The organism is Lentzea chajnantorensis (assembly GCF_054300775.1).
Genome location: NZ_JBSDZT010000002.1, coordinates 4105562 through 4122772 on the forward strand (window position 1 = coordinate 4105562; position 17211 = coordinate 4122772).

Annotated in this window: 15 protein-coding genes; 10 read left to right on the forward strand and 5 right to left on the reverse strand. The window is 73.2% G+C overall.

Annotated elements, in window-relative coordinates; all coding sequences use genetic code 11:
- The first annotated feature begins 45 nt into the window (after nucleotides 1-45).
- From ACVDFE_RS20810 to ACVDFE_RS20820, 3 genes are all read left to right on the forward strand, one after another.
- Nucleotides 46-681, forward strand: coding sequence for a TetR/AcrR family transcriptional regulator (locus ACVDFE_RS20810; RefSeq protein ID WP_458431497.1), 636 nt, complete (start codon nucleotides 46-48; stop codon nucleotides 679-681).
- Nucleotides 682-765: 84 nt separating this feature from the next.
- The gene (locus ACVDFE_RS20815) at nucleotides 766-1476 is read left to right on the forward strand and encodes a hypothetical protein (protein WP_360393156.1); all 711 of its coding nucleotides are present in this window, start codon (nucleotides 766-768) and stop codon (nucleotides 1474-1476) included.
- On the forward strand, nucleotides 1473-2144 hold the full coding sequence (locus ACVDFE_RS20820) for a DUF4166 domain-containing protein (protein ID WP_360393159.1): 672 nt from the start codon (nucleotides 1473-1475) through the stop codon (nucleotides 2142-2144). The genes ACVDFE_RS20815 and ACVDFE_RS20820 overlap by 4 nt, the downstream gene beginning before the upstream one ends.
- Before the next feature lie 6 nt (nucleotides 2145-2150).
- On the opposite strand, the gene ACVDFE_RS20825 is transcribed toward ACVDFE_RS20820, so the two are convergent.
- The gene (locus ACVDFE_RS20825; protein WP_360393161.1) at nucleotides 2151-2741 is read right to left on the reverse strand and encodes a TetR/AcrR family transcriptional regulator; all 591 of its coding nucleotides are present in this window, start codon (nucleotides 2739-2741) and stop codon (nucleotides 2151-2153) included.
- A gap of 86 nt (nucleotides 2742-2827) precedes the next feature.
- Between ACVDFE_RS20825 and ACVDFE_RS20830 the strand changes: the two genes are divergently transcribed.
- A complete protein-coding gene (locus ACVDFE_RS20830; protein WP_458431498.1) occupies nucleotides 2828-3577 on the forward strand; it encodes an SDR family NAD(P)-dependent oxidoreductase in 750 nt (249 codons plus the stop codon).
- A gap of 264 nt (nucleotides 3578-3841) precedes the next feature.
- Here ACVDFE_RS20830 and ACVDFE_RS20835 read toward each other — a convergent pair whose 3' ends face one another.
- Nucleotides 3842-4702, reverse strand: a complete 861-nt coding sequence (locus tag ACVDFE_RS20835) for an enoyl-CoA hydratase/isomerase family protein (RefSeq protein ID WP_458431499.1) — start codon at nucleotides 4700-4702, stop codon at nucleotides 3842-3844.
- A gap of 81 nt (nucleotides 4703-4783) precedes the next feature.
- On the opposite strand from ACVDFE_RS20835, the gene ACVDFE_RS20840 reads away from it, so the two are divergent.
- Complete coding sequence (locus tag ACVDFE_RS20840; protein WP_458431500.1) at nucleotides 4784-5368, forward strand: TetR/AcrR family transcriptional regulator; 585 nt, start codon at nucleotides 4784-4786, stop codon at nucleotides 5366-5368.
- Nucleotides 5369-5370: 2 nt separating this feature from the next.
- Here the strand turns inward: ACVDFE_RS20840 and ACVDFE_RS20845 are convergent, their stop codons facing one another.
- The gene (locus tag ACVDFE_RS20845; RefSeq protein ID WP_458431501.1) at nucleotides 5371-6159 is read right to left on the reverse strand and encodes an HD domain-containing protein; all 789 of its coding nucleotides are present in this window, start codon (nucleotides 6157-6159) and stop codon (nucleotides 5371-5373) included.
- Between the two features lie 332 nt (nucleotides 6160-6491).
- Here ACVDFE_RS20845 and ACVDFE_RS20850 point away from each other — a divergent pair, with 332 nt between their 5' ends.
- The 3 genes from ACVDFE_RS20850 to ACVDFE_RS20860 all read left to right on the forward strand — a co-directional run bounded on the left by ACVDFE_RS20850 (nucleotide 6492) and on the right by ACVDFE_RS20860 (nucleotide 9616).
- Nucleotides 6492-7106 carry a hypothetical protein gene (locus ACVDFE_RS20850; protein ID WP_458431502.1) on the forward strand — a complete coding sequence of 205 codons (615 nt, stop codon included), beginning with the start codon at nucleotides 6492-6494 and terminating at the stop codon, nucleotides 7104-7106.
- A 129-nt stretch (nucleotides 7107-7235) separates the two neighbouring features.
- Nucleotides 7236-8693, forward strand: a complete 1458-nt coding sequence (locus ACVDFE_RS20855) for a hypothetical protein (RefSeq protein WP_458431503.1) — start codon at nucleotides 7236-7238, stop codon at nucleotides 8691-8693.
- Nucleotides 8694-8827: 134 nt separating this feature from the next.
- Nucleotides 8828-9616 carry an MOSC domain-containing protein gene (locus ACVDFE_RS20860; protein ID WP_458431504.1) on the forward strand — a complete coding sequence of 263 codons (789 nt, stop codon included), beginning with the start codon at nucleotides 8828-8830 and terminating at the stop codon, nucleotides 9614-9616.
- A 3-nt stretch (nucleotides 9617-9619) separates the two neighbouring features.
- Here the strand turns inward: ACVDFE_RS20860 and ACVDFE_RS20865 are convergent, their stop codons facing one another.
- Nucleotides 9620-13102, reverse strand: coding sequence for a DEAD/DEAH box helicase (locus tag ACVDFE_RS20865; RefSeq protein ID WP_458431505.1), 3483 nt, complete (start codon nucleotides 13100-13102; stop codon nucleotides 9620-9622).
- A gap of 129 nt (nucleotides 13103-13231) precedes the next feature.
- Here ACVDFE_RS20865 and ACVDFE_RS20870 point away from each other — a divergent pair, with 129 nt between their 5' ends.
- Nucleotides 13232-15955 carry a BTAD domain-containing putative transcriptional regulator gene (locus ACVDFE_RS20870; protein WP_458431506.1) on the forward strand — a complete coding sequence of 908 codons (2724 nt, stop codon included), beginning with the start codon at nucleotides 13232-13234 and terminating at the stop codon, nucleotides 15953-15955.
- An 88-nt stretch (nucleotides 15956-16043) separates the two neighbouring features.
- Nucleotides 16044-16541 carry a glutathione peroxidase gene (locus ACVDFE_RS20875; RefSeq protein WP_458431507.1) on the forward strand — a complete coding sequence of 166 codons (498 nt, stop codon included), beginning with the start codon at nucleotides 16044-16046 and terminating at the stop codon, nucleotides 16539-16541.
- Between the two features lie 21 nt (nucleotides 16542-16562).
- Here ACVDFE_RS20875 and ACVDFE_RS20880 read toward each other — a convergent pair whose 3' ends face one another.
- Nucleotides 16563-17210: a CoA transferase subunit B gene (locus tag ACVDFE_RS20880; protein WP_458431508.1), complete on the reverse strand. Its 648-nt coding sequence runs from the start codon at nucleotides 17208-17210 to the stop codon at nucleotides 16563-16565.
- Between the last annotated feature and the right edge of the window lies 1 nt (nucleotide 17211).

Consider the following 17211-nt stretch of genomic DNA (forward strand, 5'->3'; position numbering starts at 1 on the left):
GCCGCCTCACCTCGGGCGCCCGGCGCGGGCCTCTACGGTGATGCCGTGGCCGACACCCGACAACGCCTGATCGACGGCGCGATCGAGACCATTCGCACGCACGGTTTGACCGGCACCACGGCGCGCAGCATCGCGGCCACCGCCGGGGTCAACCAGGCGCTGGTCTTCTACCACTTCGGCACCGTCCACGACCTGCTCCAGGCCGCGTGCCTGGCCGCCACGCAGGCGCGGGTCGAGCTGTTCGCCGAGCGGCTCGAGCAGATCACCGACCTGCGCCGGCTCCTGGAGCTGGGCCGCGCGCTGCACGCCGAGGAACGGGCGCAGGGCAACGTCATGGTGCTCGCCCAGCTGCTGGCCGGCGCCCAGACCGACCCCCGGCTCGCCGAGGCCACCGCGGCGTCCCTGCGGTTGTGGATCAACCCGATCGAGCGGGCGCTGACCCGGTCGCTGGCCGGCTCCCCGGTCTCCGACCTGATCGACACGGCGGGTCTCGCCCGTGCGGTGAGCGCCGGGTTCATCGGGCTGGAGCTGTACGAGGGCGTCGACCCGGACGGGTCGAAGGCGGCCATGGACGCCCTCGACCGGCTGGCCGTGCTCATCGAAGTGGTGGACGACCTCGGGCCGATCGCGGTGCGCGCGCTGCGCTCCAAACTCCGCAAGACGGCCGGGAAGGCGAAGTAACCCCAGCTCAACGCCCTGTTTGAGCATCTGCTCAAATCCGGCTACCCTCCTGTTTGAGCAACTGCTCAAACAGGAGGGAGTGCCATGGCGCGGCGGCGGACGCTCTACGTGGAGACGGTGATCAGGGCCGACCTCGACGACGTGTGGCTGCGGACCCAGGACCCGCACCAGCACCAGCGGTGGGACCTGCGGTTCACCACGATCGACCACCTGCCGAAGGCGGACCAGGACGCGGAGCAGCGCTTCCGGTACTCGGTCCGCGTCCTGCCCGGTCTGGAGGTGGACGGGACCGGGGTCAGCGTCGGTGAGCGGGTCAAGGCCGACGGCTCGCGGACGTCGGCGCTGCGGTTCAGCTCGGCGCACCCGCTGTCCCCGATCCGCGCCGGGTCGGGGTACTGGCGGTACGTGCCGACTGCCGCGGGGGTCCGGTTCCTCACCGGCTACGACTACCGGCCCGGCTGGGGGCGGCTGGGAGCGCTGGCCGACCGCCCGTTCCGCCTGCTGATGGGGTGGGGGACGGCCTGGTCGTTCGACCGGCTCCGGCTGTGGCTCGAACGCGGCGTCCGGCCCGAGGTGTCGTTGCGGTGGGCGCTGCTGGACGCGGGCACGAGGGCCGGTGTCTGCGCCGTGGCCTGGCTGTCCGGGCCCGCCGTGCTCGCCGCGGCCCTCACCCTCGCCGCCCTGCTGGCCCCGCCGCTGCCGTCCACCCCGGCCGCCAGGAGGTGCCGGCGCACGCCGCCGGACCGCCGGTCGTCGACGGCGCCCTCGACCCTGCTGACCTTGGAGCACCCGTGACGTCGATCTTCCAGCGCGCCCTCGGCGCCGACTTCGACCGCCTGCACCCGCAGCTGCAACGCCGGTTCGGCTTCACCAGCGACGACGGCATCGCCTGCGTCGGCACCGGCACGATGGACCGGGTGTGGCACGGGCGCGGCTTCACCCGGCCGTTCCTGTGGCTCGGGGCCAAGCGCCACATCCTGCTCCCCGGCCACGGCAGCGACGTCCCCTTCACCATCGAGAACTACCCCTACCGCGACTCGCTGGGCCGGGAGACGATGACGTTCGTCCGCACCTTCGCCTTCGAGCGGCCCCGGCGGTGGGACGCCACGATGATCTACAGCCCCGAACGCGGCCGTGTCGTGGACTACCTGGGCACCCACCAGCACGTCTCGGTCGACCTCGACCTGTCCGTGGACGACCGCGGCGGGCTGCTGATCCGCAGCGGTGAGCAGCGCTTCCACGAGGGCCCGCTCCACTTCCGCGTCCCCGGCCTGGTGACCGGCGCCGCGACGGTCCGCGAGTCCTACGACGAGGACCTCGGCCGGTTCCGCATCGACGTCGAGGTGACCAACCACCGGTTCGGGCCGCTCTTCGGCTACCGCGGCACCTTCACCTGCGCCTATCCCGAAGGCGGGCGCGTGCCGGACGCCGTCAGGCCGGTCCGGGAGCAGGCCAGGGTCTGACGGCGCTCAGGGTCGCGGGAGCGCGGCGAGCGCGCTCTCCGCGACCGCCTCCAGGAAGCGCGCGTCCTTGCCCGCCTTGCCCAGGGCCTCCATGCCGCGCAACACCGTGAGCACGAGCGCGGCCAGCCGGTGCGGGTCGGCGCCGGGGGAGAGGTCGCCGTGGCGCTGGCACGCCTCGATGTCGGCGACCAGGAGGCGTTCGAGCTCGTCGAACGTCCGCAGCGCGCGGGCCGCGACGACCGGGTCGTGCTCGGCCAGCTCGGCGGTGCCCTTGGCGAGCAGGCACCCGCGGTGCGCGGTGTCCGCGGCGACGGAGGCCGCGATGCCGTGCACGTGGGCGGTCAGGCGCGCGAAGGCCTCCTCGTCGGGGCCGGTCAGCTCGCGGCGGACCCCGTCCTCCGCCTGCGCGCAGTAGTCGTCGAACACGCGGTGGAACAGCTCCTGCTTGCCGCCGAAGGCGCCGTACAGGCTGCCCTTGCCCAGGTCGGTGGCCGCGGCGACGGCGTCCATCGTGGTGCCGGCGTACCCGGCCGACCAGAACTGGTCGCGTGCGGCGGCCAGGACGGCTGACTCGTCGAACTTCCGCGGACGTGGCATGCCTCATCGTACCCAGTTCTTGACTGAATCGTCCATAAGTGCCTAAGTTATGGACGAACCAGTCAAGAACTAGGGAGTGGTGCTTCATGTCCGGTGTGCTCGCCGACAAGGTGGCCGTGGTGACCGGCGGCAACAGCGGGATCGGGTTGGCCATCACGCGCAGGTTCGTCGCCGAAGGCGCACGGGTCTTCGTCACCGGCCGCAGGCAGGAGCAGCTCGACGCGGTCGCGGCCGAGCTGGGTGACGCGGTCGTGCCCGTGCGGGCCGACGTCGGGAAGCTCGCCGACCTCGACGCCCTCTACGCCGTCGTGCGCGAGAAGGCGGGGCGGATCGACGTGCTCGCCGCCAACGCGGGCGGTGGCGTGATGGCGCCGTTGGAGGAGATCACCGAGGAGCAGTTCGACAGCACGTTCGCCGGCAACGTCAAGGGTGTCATCTTCGGACTGCAGAAGGCGCTGCCGCTGCTGTCGCCCGGTGCGTCGGTGATCGTCACGGGCTCGACCAGCTCGCTCCGGCCGGACCCGGGGCTGGAGGTCTACGGCGCCTCGAAGGCCGCGGTGCGCAACCTCGTCCGCAGCTGGGCGCGCGACGCCAAGGCGCGCGGCTTCCGCGTCAACGTGCTCAGCCCCGGCCCGACCGAGACGCCGGGCCTGGTCGGCCTGGTGGCGGAGGACCAGCGGTCCGGGTTCCTCGACGAGCTCGCGAGCGCCGTGCCGCTGGGCCGGGTCGCCGACCCGGACGAGATCGCCGCGGCCGCGCTCTTCCTCGCCTCGGACGCCGCGAGCTTCGTCAACGGTGCGGAGCTGTTCGTGGACGGCGGCTACGTCCAGGTGTGACCGCGGCACCGGGTGCCGGTGTCCTCCCCGGTGGGCAGTGGCGGCAGGTCGCAGGGGCCGCTCCGGTGGTCGTGCAGGGCCGGCCGCCGTGCTCGCGGTGCCGCACCCACGCCGGTTTCGTCTTGTCCGTGCGGGACATCTCGTTCCTCCGGAACCAGCCACCCGTGCTCCCGGACCCTCCGGGCGGGCGGCTGGGGCGTCCGCTTCACCGCGCCCACCTCCTGCCGATCCGCACCGCCCACGTCACCGGCGTCGCCGTGCCGGTCAGAGCCCGTCGAGGAGACCTTCGAGGTCGCGTTCCCCCTCGCGGGTCTGCACGCCGGCGGCGAGCTGGCGGTGGGCGGACGCGACCATGTCCTCGGTGAACAGCGAGTACAGGGCGGCGTTCTCCACGGCGTAGGCCTCGTGGGGGATCTTCGGCGCGATGGTCTCGACGGTGGCCTTGATCGCGGCGACGACCTCGGGGCGCAGGCGGGCGATCCGGCGGGCCAGCCGGTCGACGAACGCGTCGATCTCGTCGGCGGGCAGCGCCCGGTTGACCAGGCCGTACCGCTCGGCCAGCTCGGCGTCGACCAGGTCGGTCCCGAGCAGCACCTCCAGCGCGCGTTCCCGGCCGAGCAGCCGGGTCATCAGCACGGTGCCACCGCCGCCGGGGAGGATGTCCATGACGGCCTCCGGCTGCGCCTGACCGGACCGGCCGATGGCCGCGAAGCGCAGGTCGAGCGCCATCAGGAACTCGTTGCCCGCGCCACGGGCGAAGCCGGCGATCTTGCCGATGGTCACCTGCGGCAGCCTGCGCACCTCGTCGGCAACGGCCTGGAGGATGTTCATGCCGTCCGGGACGGGCACGTCCGGCGCGGCGGCGATCGCGGCGGCGGTGGCGGCGGGCAACGCCGCTAGGTCGGTCAGGTAGGCCATGTCGCCGTGTGCGCTGAAGAACTCCGGGTCCGCGCTGTCGAACACCACGACGCGCACGCCGGTGTCGTGGCGCACCCGGTTGACGAAGCCGCGCAACGACGGCACCAGCACGCCGTCCATCAGGTTCAGCGGCGGGTGGTCGAGCGTGGCGGTGGCGATGCCGTCGGCCACGGAGATCCGCAGCCCGGTCAGGTCGTCGTAGGTCATCTACACTCCTGGGACAAGTGGGGAGCTTCCCCGGATACGAGTATGTGGGGACACTCCCCACTTTGTCGAGGAGGAGTTGCGTTGGCTGGAACACGCCCTCTTCGCGCTGACGCCCAGCGCAACCGCGACGCGATCCTGGCCGCCGCGCGGGAGACGTTCGAGGCGGAGGGAGTGCTCGCCTCGCTCGACGCGATCGCGTTGCGCGCCGGTGTCGGCAACGCCACCCTCTACCGGAACTTCCCCACCCGCGACGACCTGGTGGCCGCCGTCATCGAGGGCTTCTACGCCCGTGCGCTGGCCGAGGCCGACGAGCTGTCCCGTGCACTGCCTCCGGCCGAGGCACTGGCCGAGTGGCTGGTGCGGGTGGGCTGGGGACTGCGGATCTGGCACGACCTGCCGGTGTGCCTCGCGACCGCGCACGACGACGACAGCTCGGCGTTGCACTCCGCGAACGCGCCGCTGGTGGAACGGGTCGGGGTGCTGCTGGACGCGGCCGAGGAGGCAGGGCAGGTGGCGGGGGAGATCAGCGCCGACGAGGTGTTCGAGCTGGTGCTGGCGCTGTCCTGGGCCATCGACCGGTTCGGGGACGACGAGGAGAAGGCGCGGCGGCGGGTGGTGATGGCGACTTCGGGGATCTTCCGGTGGCCGGAGGCCGGCCGCGGCTGAGGTCAGCTCGCCCGGCGCAGCAGCCGGTGGATGCGGCGCACCGCGGCCAGCCGCTCCTCGCCGTTGAGCGCGAGCGCGCGCACCACCGGGTCGTCGGGGCCACGACGCCGGCGGATCTCCGCGAGCCGGGCCTCGACCGTGATCGCGTGGCCGTCGGGGCAGGTGGACATGTCGGCGTACCAGAGCGCGTCGCGCAGCCGGCCGCGTTCGTCGGGGAACTCCGTCAGGGCGCCGGCCAGGCCGGTCAGCTCGGCGACGGCGGCGGCACCGGAGTGGTGGGCGACGAGACCGCACAGCAGTGGGGACATCCCGGCGCGGCGCAGGTAGCGGGCGCCGTCGACCGGGTGCAGGCCCGTGTCGGCCAGCTCGGAGGCGTAGCCGATGTCGTGCACCCAGGCGGCCGCCACCAGCAGGTCCCGCTGGCCGGCGGGCAGGACGCGGGCCACCTGCTCGGCGCGGCGGGCCACGCCGGCGGTGTGCGACCAGCGGCGGGGGAGCTCGGTGGCGAGCAGGCGGCGGGCGGTGTTGCGGGCCCAGGCCGACAGCCACGTGCCCGGCAGCTCCGGTGAGCCGGAGGAGAAGCCCTGCGCGGAGGCCCGCACCGAGCGCTCCACCAGCAGCGGGACGTAGTCGCGCACGCGCGCGCCGCCGAAGCGGGCGATGGCGCGTTCGACCCACTCGTGCACGAGGCTCGGTGGCACCTCGTCGTGGTCGCGGACCAGCCGCGCCTCCAGCCGCCTGATCCGCTCGGCCACCTGATGCCCGGTCGCAGGCGACGTGGTCGTCAGCACGCCGACCACCGTAACCCACGGACCGCTGATCGCCGATGATCCAGTCGGCCGCTCCGCCGCGCTCTCACTCCGCGTTGACCCATCGGCCTCGAACGGTGTCGCAAAGTAGCGGGAAATGCGTGTTTCAAACTAATTCAGATCGCTGACCTGGAGCAAAAGAAAAACTTCCACTTTCGAGTGAACCGGCACCCGTGGGGCACCGAATGCCTCGATGACAGGTGCTGATTCAGCGAAAGGGGGTGATACGCATGAAATCAACATGTTCCACAACGCTGCGGCGAACTCTGGGAGTGGCCGGGTTCCTCTTGGGATTCGGCTTGCTCTCGGCGGGAGTGGCGAATGCCGACGAGAACGACTCGGGCTTGCTGGACGCGCTCGTGTCCCCGGTGGCCGAGGTGGTGGCGCCGATCGCCCAGGTGACCGCACCGCTGCTGACACCCGTGGTCGACACCGCGGTGCAGACCCTGGACCCGGTGCTGGAGCCGCTGCGGCCCGTGACCGCGCCGGTGCTCGCCCCCGTGGTGGGCGTGGTGCGGGACGCTCCACCTCCGCAGGTCGTGGAACCGCTGGTGCCACTGCCATCGGCCCCGCCGGAGGTGGTCGCACCCGTGGTGCCGGCCGTTGTTCCCGAGGCGCCCGCGGTGGCGCTGCCCCAGCAGGTCGTGCCGGCGAAGGCCGAGCAGACCTCCGCGCCTGACGTGGCGCCACCGGCCCAGACGCCGGTCCAATTGCCGGTCCAGTCGCCGGAAGGGCAGTCGCCCGCTGTGCCGCTCGCTTTGCCCGGCACGACGGGATCGGCGTCGTCGAGCGGATCGACGGGCACCGCCGTCCCGGACCTCCCGGCTCTTTCGGGAGTGCACCCGGACAACGCGTCGCCGATGGCGAGTGGAAAACAGCAGTTCCGCGGCTCGTGGTGTTATTACTACGGCCGAAATCATCCCAGCTGAGCAGTCCCGCCGACCAAGCCGACCAGATCACCAGCTTGATTGACGGGAAGGTTCGACATGCACAGCTCTGTGCGACGCGGTCTCGTGGCCGCAGCGTTCTCGGGAGGATTCCTCCTGTTCGGAACAGCGATGGCCAGCGCCGACACGGGTGACCACGGTCTCCTGGGCGGGGTGAACGACATCGTGAGCTCGGTCGTCAAGGGCGGCAACGGCGGTGACTCGGGCAACGGCGGCAACGCCACCAGCTCGAACAACGCCACGTCCGGCAACTCGGGCAACTCCGGGAACTCGGGTGCCACCGGCGGCAACAGCGCCTACGGGCTTTGTGTGCTGGCGGAGTGCCACACGAACGTGAGCTCGGGTGACTCCGGGAACACCGGTGCCACGGGTTCGACCGGTGACGCTTCCAATCACAGCAACACCGTGGGCGGAAAGTCCGGCGCCGCGGGCAACGGGGGCGACGCCACCGCCACGGGTCGTGCGCGGAACACCTCCGCGACCGCCGGCAACGGTGGTGACTCGGGTCAGGGCGGCAACGCCACCAGCTCGAACAACGCCACGTCCGGCAACTCGGGCAACTCCGGGAACTCGGGTGCCACTGGCGGCAACAGCGCCTACGGGCTCTGCGTGCTGGCGGAGTGCCACACGAACGTGACGTCGGGCGACTCCGGCAACACGGGTGCCACCGGTGCGACCGGGGACGCGGCCAACCACAGCAACACCGTGGGCGGCAACTCCGGTGCTGCGGGCAACGGTGGGGATGCCACCGAGGGTCAGAAGTGGGGCCACCACAGCAAGTCCGGCTCCGCCAAGGCCACCGCGGGCAATGGCGGCAACTCGGGTGACGGTGGCAATGCCACCAGCTCGAACAACGCCACGTCCGGCAACTCGGGCAACTCCGGGAACTCGGGTGCCACCGGTGGCAACACGGCGGTCGTCCGCACGATCGGGTCCGAACGGGGCCACGGCTGGTCCTGGGACGGCACGAAGTCCTGGACCGCGGTGACGTCGGGCGACTCCGGCGACACGGGTGCCACCGGTGCGACCGGTGACGCTGCCAACCACAGCAACACCGTGGGCGGCAACTCCGGCCCGGCCGGTGACGGCGGCGACGCGTGGGCCGTGACCGAGCAGAAGAAGTCCTGGAACCACCACGGCGACAAGTGGGGCCACCACAGCAAGTCCGGTTCCACCAAGGCCACCGCGGGCAACGGCGGCAACTCGGGTGACGGTGGCAACGCCACCAGCTCGAACAACGCCACCACCGGCAACTCGGGCAACTCCGGGAAGTCGGGTGCCACCGGCGGCAACACGGCCGTGGTGAAGGACGAACAGCAGAAGTGGGCCGGCCACCGCGGCGACAAGTGCCACGGGTGGAAGGGCCACGACTGGAAGCACGGCTGGACGAACCACGGCACCCAGTCCTGGACCGAGGTCACCTCGGGCGACTCCGGGAACACCGGTGCCACGGGTTCGACCGGTGACGCGACCAACCACAGCACCACGGTCGGTGGCCACTCCGGTCCCGCGGGCGACGGCGGCGACGCCACGTCCTGGGCGCACGGGAAGCACTCCGTGAAGGCGTGACCACCAGGTGATCACGAGGCGGGGTCGGCTCAGGCCGGCCCCGCCGCTGTGTGCGCCGGGCAGTTCCACCAATCGTGAGAGCGTTCTCATCGAATTCGACTCAGCGGTGTCCGAGGCCGAGTACGTTGGCGCACATGGCACACGTGCACGCGTTGACGCTGTACCCGATCAAGGGGTGCGCCGGTGTCGCCGTGGACCGGGCAGAGCTCACCCCGGCCGGGCCGGCGGGCGATCGGCTGTTCGCCGTCGTGGGGGTGGACGGGTCGACCCAGTGGCAGGGTGAGCTGCCGCGGCTGGCCCTCGTCCGCGGCCGGGTGCTGCGCGAGGGCGCGGAACTGGAGCTCAGCGCACCCGGCGCCGGTGAGCTGGTGCTGACCGTCGTGACGGGTGGCGCCACCCGGCCGGTGGCGGTGGAGAAGTGGCCCGACACCGGGATCGACCAGGGCGACGAGGCGGCCGCGTGGCTGTCCGAGGTCGTCGGCAAGCCGGTCCGCCTGGTGCGGGAGCCGGACAGGGCCGCTCGGGCCGCCGCGGGCACGGACCCGACCGCGGTGCACGTCCTCTCACTGTCCTCAGTGGACGACCTGAACGCCCGGATCGCCGAACGCGGTGGGAACCCGGTGGCGCTGGAGCGCTTCCGGCCCAACGTCGTGGTCAGCGGCTGGCCGGAGCCCTGCACCGAGGACAGGGCCGAGCGGATGGCCGTCGGCGGTGCGGAGCTCGGCTTCGGCGAGCTGGCCGTCCGGTGCGCCGTCACGCTCGTCGACCAGGACGAGGGCGTGCGGGCCGGACCGGAACCGCTGCGCACGCTCGCGACCTACCGCCGTGGACCCGACGGCGTCGTCTTCGGCCTGAAGGCGGCCGTGCTGCGGCCCGGCACCATCGCCGTCGGCGACGACGTCACGATCACCGGCTGGCGCTGACGTTCAGCGCACCCGGCCGAGCCCGCGCCGGGCCGGTTTGGGCGCGGGTTCGTCGTCGGACTCGACCGTCGGGCTGATCCGGTCGTACTCGGCCAGCCAGCCCGTGGCCCGGTGGTCACCGCGGCGGGTGAACACCGCGGCACCGGACGCGGCGCCCAGGTCGGGGTCGCCCTCGTCCACGACCGGGTAGCCGATCTCCGTGGTGGCCCTGGTGATCGTCACCGCGGTGCGCTTGCGGCCGGTCCACGCGATCGCCGCCGCGCCCGCGATCCCGGTGACCGCAACGCCTTGCGCGCTCACCGTCAGCGCCGCCGAGGTGGTTCGCTCGCGCAGCAACGCGGTGTAGGACGCCTGGTCGAGCTGGCAGTGCGCCGGTGGCCGGCCGGGGGCCCAGTCGGGTGCGCGCACACCGCGGCTGACCGCCGAGCGCCACATGCCCGGCACGAGCTCCTTGGCGTGCGCGCGGGTCGCCATCTGCTCGCACATCCACAGCAGGCGGCCCGCGCCACGGCCGGGAGTGCAGGAACGCCACCGCACCCGCCGGTCCAGGTCCGCCGACACGATCGCCACCCACGGGTGCACGGTGCCCAGATGTCCTTGTGCCGCAAGCCAGGCGAGGTAACGCGGTGCCTGCTCCAGCACCGGGTGCAGGGAACCCAGCGGGATGCCCGCGACGGCCCGGCGACCTCGGCCCGCGAACAGCTCGGGTGAGCGGGCCACGAGCAGCAGCGCCGCCCACGCCAGGTCACCGCGCTGGACGTTCGCCGACGAACCCAGGCCCTGCACGGCGGTGGTGTCGGTGATCCGCGAGGTGCGGCCGCGGGCCCGGATCGCGGTGGCCACGGCCGGGCGGTTGGCCTCGGCGACCGGTGCGTCGGCCAGTTCGGGAACGGTCACGCCGAGCACGCACGTCAGCGCTTCCTCCGCCGTGTCGGCGTCCTCCGGTGCCGGCAGCAGGCCGAGCACCTGCCGCAGCCGGGCGCCGGTGTAGGTGGAGACCATCAGCTGCGCGGTCAGCCGGCCGAGGTCGGTGACCGTCAGCGTGGTACCGCGCTGCACCAGGTAGTCCTTCTCGACGAGGAACGCCACGGCGTCGTGCACCGGTTCGACGTCCTCGTCGCCTTGGGCGAAGGCCAGCGTCTGCCGCCACCACGCCTCGGCCTCGACGACTGTGGTGATGCGGCCCTGCAACACCTCGGCGAGCACGTGGTCGGCCAGGCTGTCGTAGATCTGCGAGTAGACGGCGTACCCGGCCATGAGCCGCCGCTGCCAGTCCGCGCGCTCGGTCTCGTCGGTCACGAGGTACGCCCAGCCCTCGGTCTCGCCGGCGCCGACGCGACCGGCCCGGCCGAACATCTGCATGACCGTCGCGGTGTCCATCGGGTCGGTGCCGATCTTCGTGTCGCGCACGACCACGGCGCGGGCCGGCAGGTTCACGCCCGCGGCGACCGTGGTCGTGGCGACCAGCACGTCGGCCTCGCGCGCCCGGAACGCCTGCTCGGCCGCGTGCTTGCCGTCCCAGTCGGCGTAGTGCAGCCGCACCCCGACCTCGGCGCACACGGTCTCCAGCTTGTCGAAGTCGGTGGCCCCCACCAGGTGCACCGGCGCACCGCGCTCGGCGGCGATCATCAGCGCGGTCGAGCGGACCTTCGGCTTCGACCCGCAGAACACCAGCACGCTGCCCTTGTCGGCGGTGTGCCGCTGCACGAGCTCCGCCACCGCCTGCTCGCGCATCCGCGACGCCTCGGCGTGCCGGGAGGTGGCGGGCAGCATCGGCAGCTGCCAGGTGAGCCGAGACGGCCGCCAAGTCGTGGTGACCAACTCGCCCTCCAGCCAGTCCGCGACCTCCTGGGCGTTGGCCACGGTCGCCGACAACCCGACGATCCGCACCGGCGACTCGGCCCCGCGCACCCGTGCGAGCAACGCCTCCAGCAACGCACCGCGGCCCGCGCTGCCGAGCAGGTGGATCTCGTCCACGACCATGCAGCCGACCTCGGCGAGCGCCGTCTGCAGCGACGACGCCCGGCAGATCGCCTCGAACTTCTCCGTGGTCGCCACCCACAGGTCGGCGGCGCGCACCCGTTCGACGTCGACGGTGTACTCGCCGGACAGCCGTTCGACGCGCAGCCCCTGCCCGCGCCACGTCTCCAGCTCGCGGTCCAGCTCGTCGGTCAGCGTCCGCTGCGGCACCAGCCACGCCGCCTTGCGCCCCTCTTCGAGGATGCTGCGCAGCACCGCGAGCATCCCGACCACCGTCTTGCCCGCACCGGTCGGCGCCGTGACCACCACGTGCCCGTCACCGTCCACAACGGACGGGCAGGCCTGCGCCTGCGCGGGGTTCAGCGTGGAGTAGGGCAGGAACCGCAGCCAGTCGCGCGGCACCAGGTCCGCCGCGGGCACCGGTCGTGGTTCGGTGGCGCGGTCGACCGGCTCGTGCAGGTCCCACAGCAGCTCGAACGCGTCCCGCGCCGCCCGTGCACCGGCGTCGGTGAGCGGCGCCGTCGGTTCGGCGACCATGCCCGCCATCCCGGTCAGCGACGGCGTCACCCGCAACGGCCCCAGCGCGTCCTCGTCGACCGAGCTGATCCACTCCTCCTCGACCCAGTGCGGCACCGCGCGGAACGGGACCCCGGCGGCGCTCAGCCGGGCGCGCAGGTCCGCGAACCCGTCCGCGTCCGGGAACACGACGCGGACGTCGGTGCCCTCCGGCAGCCGCGGCACGGTCAGGTCCGGGTCGACCGTCTTGCACCAGAACAGCATCCGGTGCTCGGTGACGTCCTCGGCCGGGGCCAGCGGCACCGCGACCGGGTGGCTGCGCTCCTCCGCGCCGTCGGCGTCGGCGAGGATGCGGCGGATCTTCGCCGCGATGACCGTGGTCGACGTGCGCCGCGGGGGAGGGGCGACCGGCTCCGGGGAGATCGGCTCCGGAGAGATCGGCTCTGTCGCTGCTGGTTCGGGTGGCGCGGGCGGCTGCGGTGCCGGTTCCGCGCGCTTCCCGGTGGGCTTCCCAGCGGGTTTTCCGGTGGGTTCCTCGGCAGGCTTTTCGGCGGGCTTTTCGGTGGGCCGAGGGCGTTCCACGACCGGTGCCGCCCGAGGCTCCGGCGGCGCGGGCCTGGTCCACTGCTCGACGGCCAGCTTCGACAACCGCTCGTCGTCGGCGAGCCGCCGGGCCACCGCCTCCGGCCGCAGCTCGCCGAGCACCGCGCGCTGCGCCAGGTGCAGGTCGCTCAGCTTGAACGACGCCGGGCACCCCGGGCACACCACCGCCGCCTGCAGCCGCGGTTTGCCGACGTTGCCCGCCACCCGGTACAGCCCGTGCAGCTCGCCGGAGCACCGCGGGCACGGCCGGTCGATCGGGTGGGGCGAGGGCTGCCAGCCCGGTTCCGCGTAGCGCGGGATCGCGGGTGCCGGCTCGACGCCCCAGAGGCGGCGAGCAACACCGGCGACGGACGTGTCGCGGCCGGAGCGGTCATCGGCGTCAGTCATGCACCAGTACCTGTACGAGGTGAAAAACGCGACGATACAGCGAGCGGACCCGCCGGGGTGGGGACCGGCGGACGGCAGCGCAGCGTGTCCGGCCGTAACGGTCCGTGACCACCTCGGTAAGGTGGCGGCGTGAACGGTGTCAGGACCCGGTTCGCCGTGCTGGGAACCATCGAGGCGCGGTCCTGCGACGGGCCGCTCGACCTGGGCCCCGCGATGCAGCGCAAGGTGCTCGCGGTGTTGCTGGTCGGGGCGGGCGAGGTCGTGCCGGTCGACCAGGTCGTCGACGCGGTGTGGCACGACGACCTGCCGCACCGGGCACGGGCCACGCTCTACACCTACGTCGCCCGGCTGCGGCGCGTGCCGGGCGTGGTGATCGTGCGGCGGCCGGGTGGCTACCTGCTCGACGTCGCGCCGGACCACGTCGACGTGCACCGGTTCCGCGCACTCGTGCGGCAGGCCCGCGACCTGCCCGACGACGCGGCGGCAGGACTGCTCGCGGAGGCGCTCGGGCTGTGGCGCGGCGAAGCGTTCGACGGCGCCGACACGCCCTGGTTCGCCGCGCAGCGCGCCGTGCTCGCGGACGAGCGGTTCGCCGCCCGGTTGCTCGGCACGGACATCGCGTTGCGGCGGGGCGGGCACAGCGCGCTGGTACCGGAGCTGATGGCGCTGGTCGCCGAGCGCCCGCACGACGAGCGGCTGACCGGGCAGTTGCTGCTCGCGCTGTACCGGGACGGGCGGGCGGCGGAGGCGTTGCGGTGCTACGAGGACCTGCGCGTGCGGCTCGCCGAGGAGCTGGGCGTCGACCCGTGTCCCGAGCTGCGGCGCCTGCACCGGCAGATGCTCACCGACGACGCCGCGCTCGCCCTGGTCGCGCCGCCGGCGGTGCCGCGCCAGCTGCCGGCGCCGCCGCCCGCGTTCGTCGGGCGGGAGGGGGAGCGCGCCGAGCTGGACGGCGTGGCCGGCGGGGTGGTCGTCGTCGGCGGGCCCGGCGGGGTGGGGAAGACCTCGCTGGTCCTGCGCTGGGCGCACGACCACGCGCACGCGTTCCCGGACGGCCAGCTGCACGTGAACCTGCGCGGCTTCGACCCGTCCGCGCCGCCCGCCGCGGCCGGTGTCGTGCTGCGCGGGTTCCTGGGCGCGCTGGGCGTGCTGCCCGAGCGGATGCCCGACGACCTCGACGCCCGCAGCGCGCTGTTCCGGGAACGGGTCGCGGGGCGGCGGGTGCTGGTCGTGCTCGACAACGCGCTCGACGAGGACCAGGTCCGGCCGCTGCTGCCCGGCGGGACCACCTGCCTGGTGCTGGTGACCAGCCGCAACCGGCTGACCGGGCTGGTCGTGGCCGAGCAGGCCCGGCCGGTCACGGTGCCGGTGCTCACCGACGACGAGGCGGCCGCGCTGCTGACCCAGCGGCTCGGTGCGGCGCGGGTCGCGGACTCCGGCGCGGTGCACGACCTCGTCCGGCTCACGGCCGGGCTGCCGCTCGCGCTGTCCGTCGTCGCGGCACGGGCGCTGGCGCACCCCGCGTTCGGGTTGGGGGTGCTGGTGACGGAGCTGCGCGACGAACGCAGCCGCCTCGACGCGCTCGACGCCGGGGACCCGGCGTCGAGCGTGCGGGCCGTGCTGTCGTGGTCCTACCACCGGCTCCCGCCCGCCGCGGCCCGGTTGTTCCGGCTGCTCGGCGCCCACCCCGGCCCGGACGCAGACCTGGCCGCCGCGGCCGCGCTCGCCGGTGCCGACCCCGGCGTCGTCCGGCCGTTGCTCGCGGAGCTGACCAGGGCGCACGTGCTGGACGAGCCCGCGCCGGGCCGGTTCACCTCGCACGACCTGCTGCGCGCCTTCGCCCGTGCCGAGGCCGAGCCGGAGGAGACCCGGCAGGCGCTGAGCCGGGTGCTCGACCACTACCTGCACACGGGTTTCGCGGCCGAGCGCCACCTTTCGCCGCACTGGCCGCCGATCGACCTGGCCCCGCCGTGCGACGGCGTGACACCGTTGACGATCGACTCCTACGACGACGCGGTCGAGTGGTTCACCGCCGAACGCCCGGTGCTGCTCGCCGCCACCGCACTGGCCGCGCGGTCCGGCTGGGACGTGCACGCCTGGCAGCTGGCCTGGGTGCTGTCGACCTTCCTGACCCGCGTCGGCCAGTGGGACGACCGGGTCGCCACGCAGCGCACCGCCCTCGCCGCCGCACACCGGCTGGGCGACCGCACGGCACTGGCCGAGGTGTCGCTGCTGCTCGGCCGCGGCACCAGCGTCGCGGGCGACCAGCCGCGCGCCGTCGAGGAGCTCACCGAGGCGCTGGCGTCGTTCCACACCGTCGGCAACGACACCGGCGCGGGCATCGCGCACTTCTCGCTCAGCGTCGCCCACGCCCGCGGCGCCGAGCCCGCCGCGGCACTGGAGCACGCCCGGCGGGCGCTGACCCTGTTCCGCGCCACCGGCGACCGCGCGTGGGAGTCGTTCAGCCTCAGCGCGGCCGGGTGGTTCCACGCACTGCTGGGCGACCTCGACCTCGCGGTCGAGCACAGCCTCGCCGCGTTGCGGTTGCAGGACGAGGTGCACGACCGCGACTGCGAGGCGCACACCCGGCGCACCCTCGGGTTCGTGCAGCAGCAACGCGGCGACCACGCCGCCGCCGTCGAGCACCACCGGCGCGCGTGCGCGTTGTTCCGCGAGCTGGGCGACTCCTACAGCGAGGCCGTCACGGCCGACCAGCTGGGCGACGCGCTGACCGCCACCGGCCATGCCGCGGAGGCGGTGGAGGCGTGGCAGCGGGCCGAGGCGTTGTTCGACGCGCTGGACCTCCCGGAGGTGCACGCGGTGCGCGAGAAACTGGCGCGCGTTCTTCCGTGAACCCCGACACCGCAGGTCACGGCGATGCGGCGGGGCAAGATCGACCAGTGCCGTGTGGAGTCAGGCACCAGTGACATAGGTTCGTGCCGTGAGCATCTACGACATCCCCGTTTCCACGCTGTCCGGCGAACCCGGCGACCTGGGCGCCCTGCGCGGCAAGGTGCTGCTCGTCGTGAACGTCGCCTCCAGGTGCGGCCTCACGCCCCAGTACGCGGGCCTGGAACGGTTGCAGGGCAAGTACTCCGACCGCGGGTTCAGCGTGGTCGGCTTCCCCTGCAACCAGTTCGGCGGCCAGGAGCCCGGCTCGTCGGAGGAGATCGCGACCTTCTGCTCGGCCACCTACGGCGTCTCGTTCCCGATGTACGAGAAGGTCGACGTCAACGGACCCGGCCGCCACCCCGTCTACACGGCGCTCACCGAGCACGCCGACGCCGACGGCACCGCCGGTGACGTCCAGTGGAACTTCGAGAAGTTCCTGCTGTCCGCTGACGGGCAGGTGCTGGCCCGGTTCCGGCCGACGACCGAGCCCGAGTCCGAGGCGGTCACCTCGGCCATCGAGGCGGCGCTGGAGCTGCGCGAGTCCTGACGCGCCGCGGAAGTGGTGCGGTCACGGCCGGGCCGGCTCGCGTTCCACCACCGGCGCACCCGTCTTCGCCACGACCTCCTCCACCGGCACGCCCGGAGCGAGCTCGACGAGGTGGAACGCCCCGTCGGCGATGTCCAGGACGGCCAGGTCGGTGATCACGCGGGCCACGACCCGGCGGCCGGTCAGCGGCAGCGAGCACGACTCGACCAGCTTCGGCTCGCCCTTGCGCGTGGTGTGCTCCATGAGGACGATGACGCGTCCGGCGCCGCTGACGAGGTCCATGGCACCGCCCATGCCCTTCACCATCGCGCCGGGCACCATCCAGTTGGCCAGGTCGCCGTGCGCGGAGACCTGCATGCCGCCGAGGACGGCGGTGTCGATGTGACCGCCGCGGATCATGGCGAAGCTTGTGGGGGAGTCGAAGAACGACGCGCCCGGCAGCACGCTCACGGTCTGCTTGCCCGCGTTGATCAGGTCGGGGTCGACCTCGTCGTCGTAGGGGAACGGGCCGACGCCGAGGATGCCGTTCTCGGCGTGCAGCGTCACGGCCGAGCCCGTCGGCAGGTGGTCGGGGATCAGCGTGGGCAGGCCGATGCCGAGGTTGACGTACTCGCCGTCGCGCAGTTCGAGCGCGGCCCTGGCGGCCATCTCGTCGCGGGTCCAGGCCATG

Excerpts from the sequence above, each read along its gene's own strand:
- ACVDFE_RS20835 (WP_458431499.1), bottom strand. The coding sequence starts at position 4,702 with ATGACCTACGACGACCTGACCGGGCTGCGGATCTCCGTGGCCGACGGC.
- ACVDFE_RS20825 (WP_360393161.1), bottom strand. The coding sequence starts at position 2,741 with ATGCCACGTCCGCGGAAGTTCGACGAGTCAGCCGTCCTGGCCGCCGCA.
- ACVDFE_RS20855 (WP_458431503.1), top strand. The coding sequence starts at position 7,236 with ATGGCCAGCGCCGACACGGGTGACCACGGTCTCCTGGGCGGGGTGAAC.
- ACVDFE_RS20815 (WP_360393156.1), top strand. The coding sequence starts at position 766 with ATGGCGCGGCGGCGGACGCTCTACGTGGAGACGGTGATCAGGGCCGAC.
- ACVDFE_RS20865 (WP_458431505.1), bottom strand. The coding sequence starts at position 13,102 with ATGACTGACGCCGATGACCGCTCCGGCCGCGACACGTCCGTCGCCGGT.
- ACVDFE_RS20830 (WP_458431498.1), top strand. The coding sequence starts at position 2,828 with ATGTCCGGTGTGCTCGCCGACAAGGTGGCCGTGGTGACCGGCGGCAAC.
- ACVDFE_RS20880 (WP_458431508.1), bottom strand. The coding sequence starts at position 17,210 with ATGGCCTGGACCCGCGACGAGATGGCCGCCAGGGCCGCGCTCGAACTG.
- ACVDFE_RS20860 (WP_458431504.1), top strand. The coding sequence starts at position 8,828 with ATGGCACACGTGCACGCGTTGACGCTGTACCCGATCAAGGGGTGCGCC.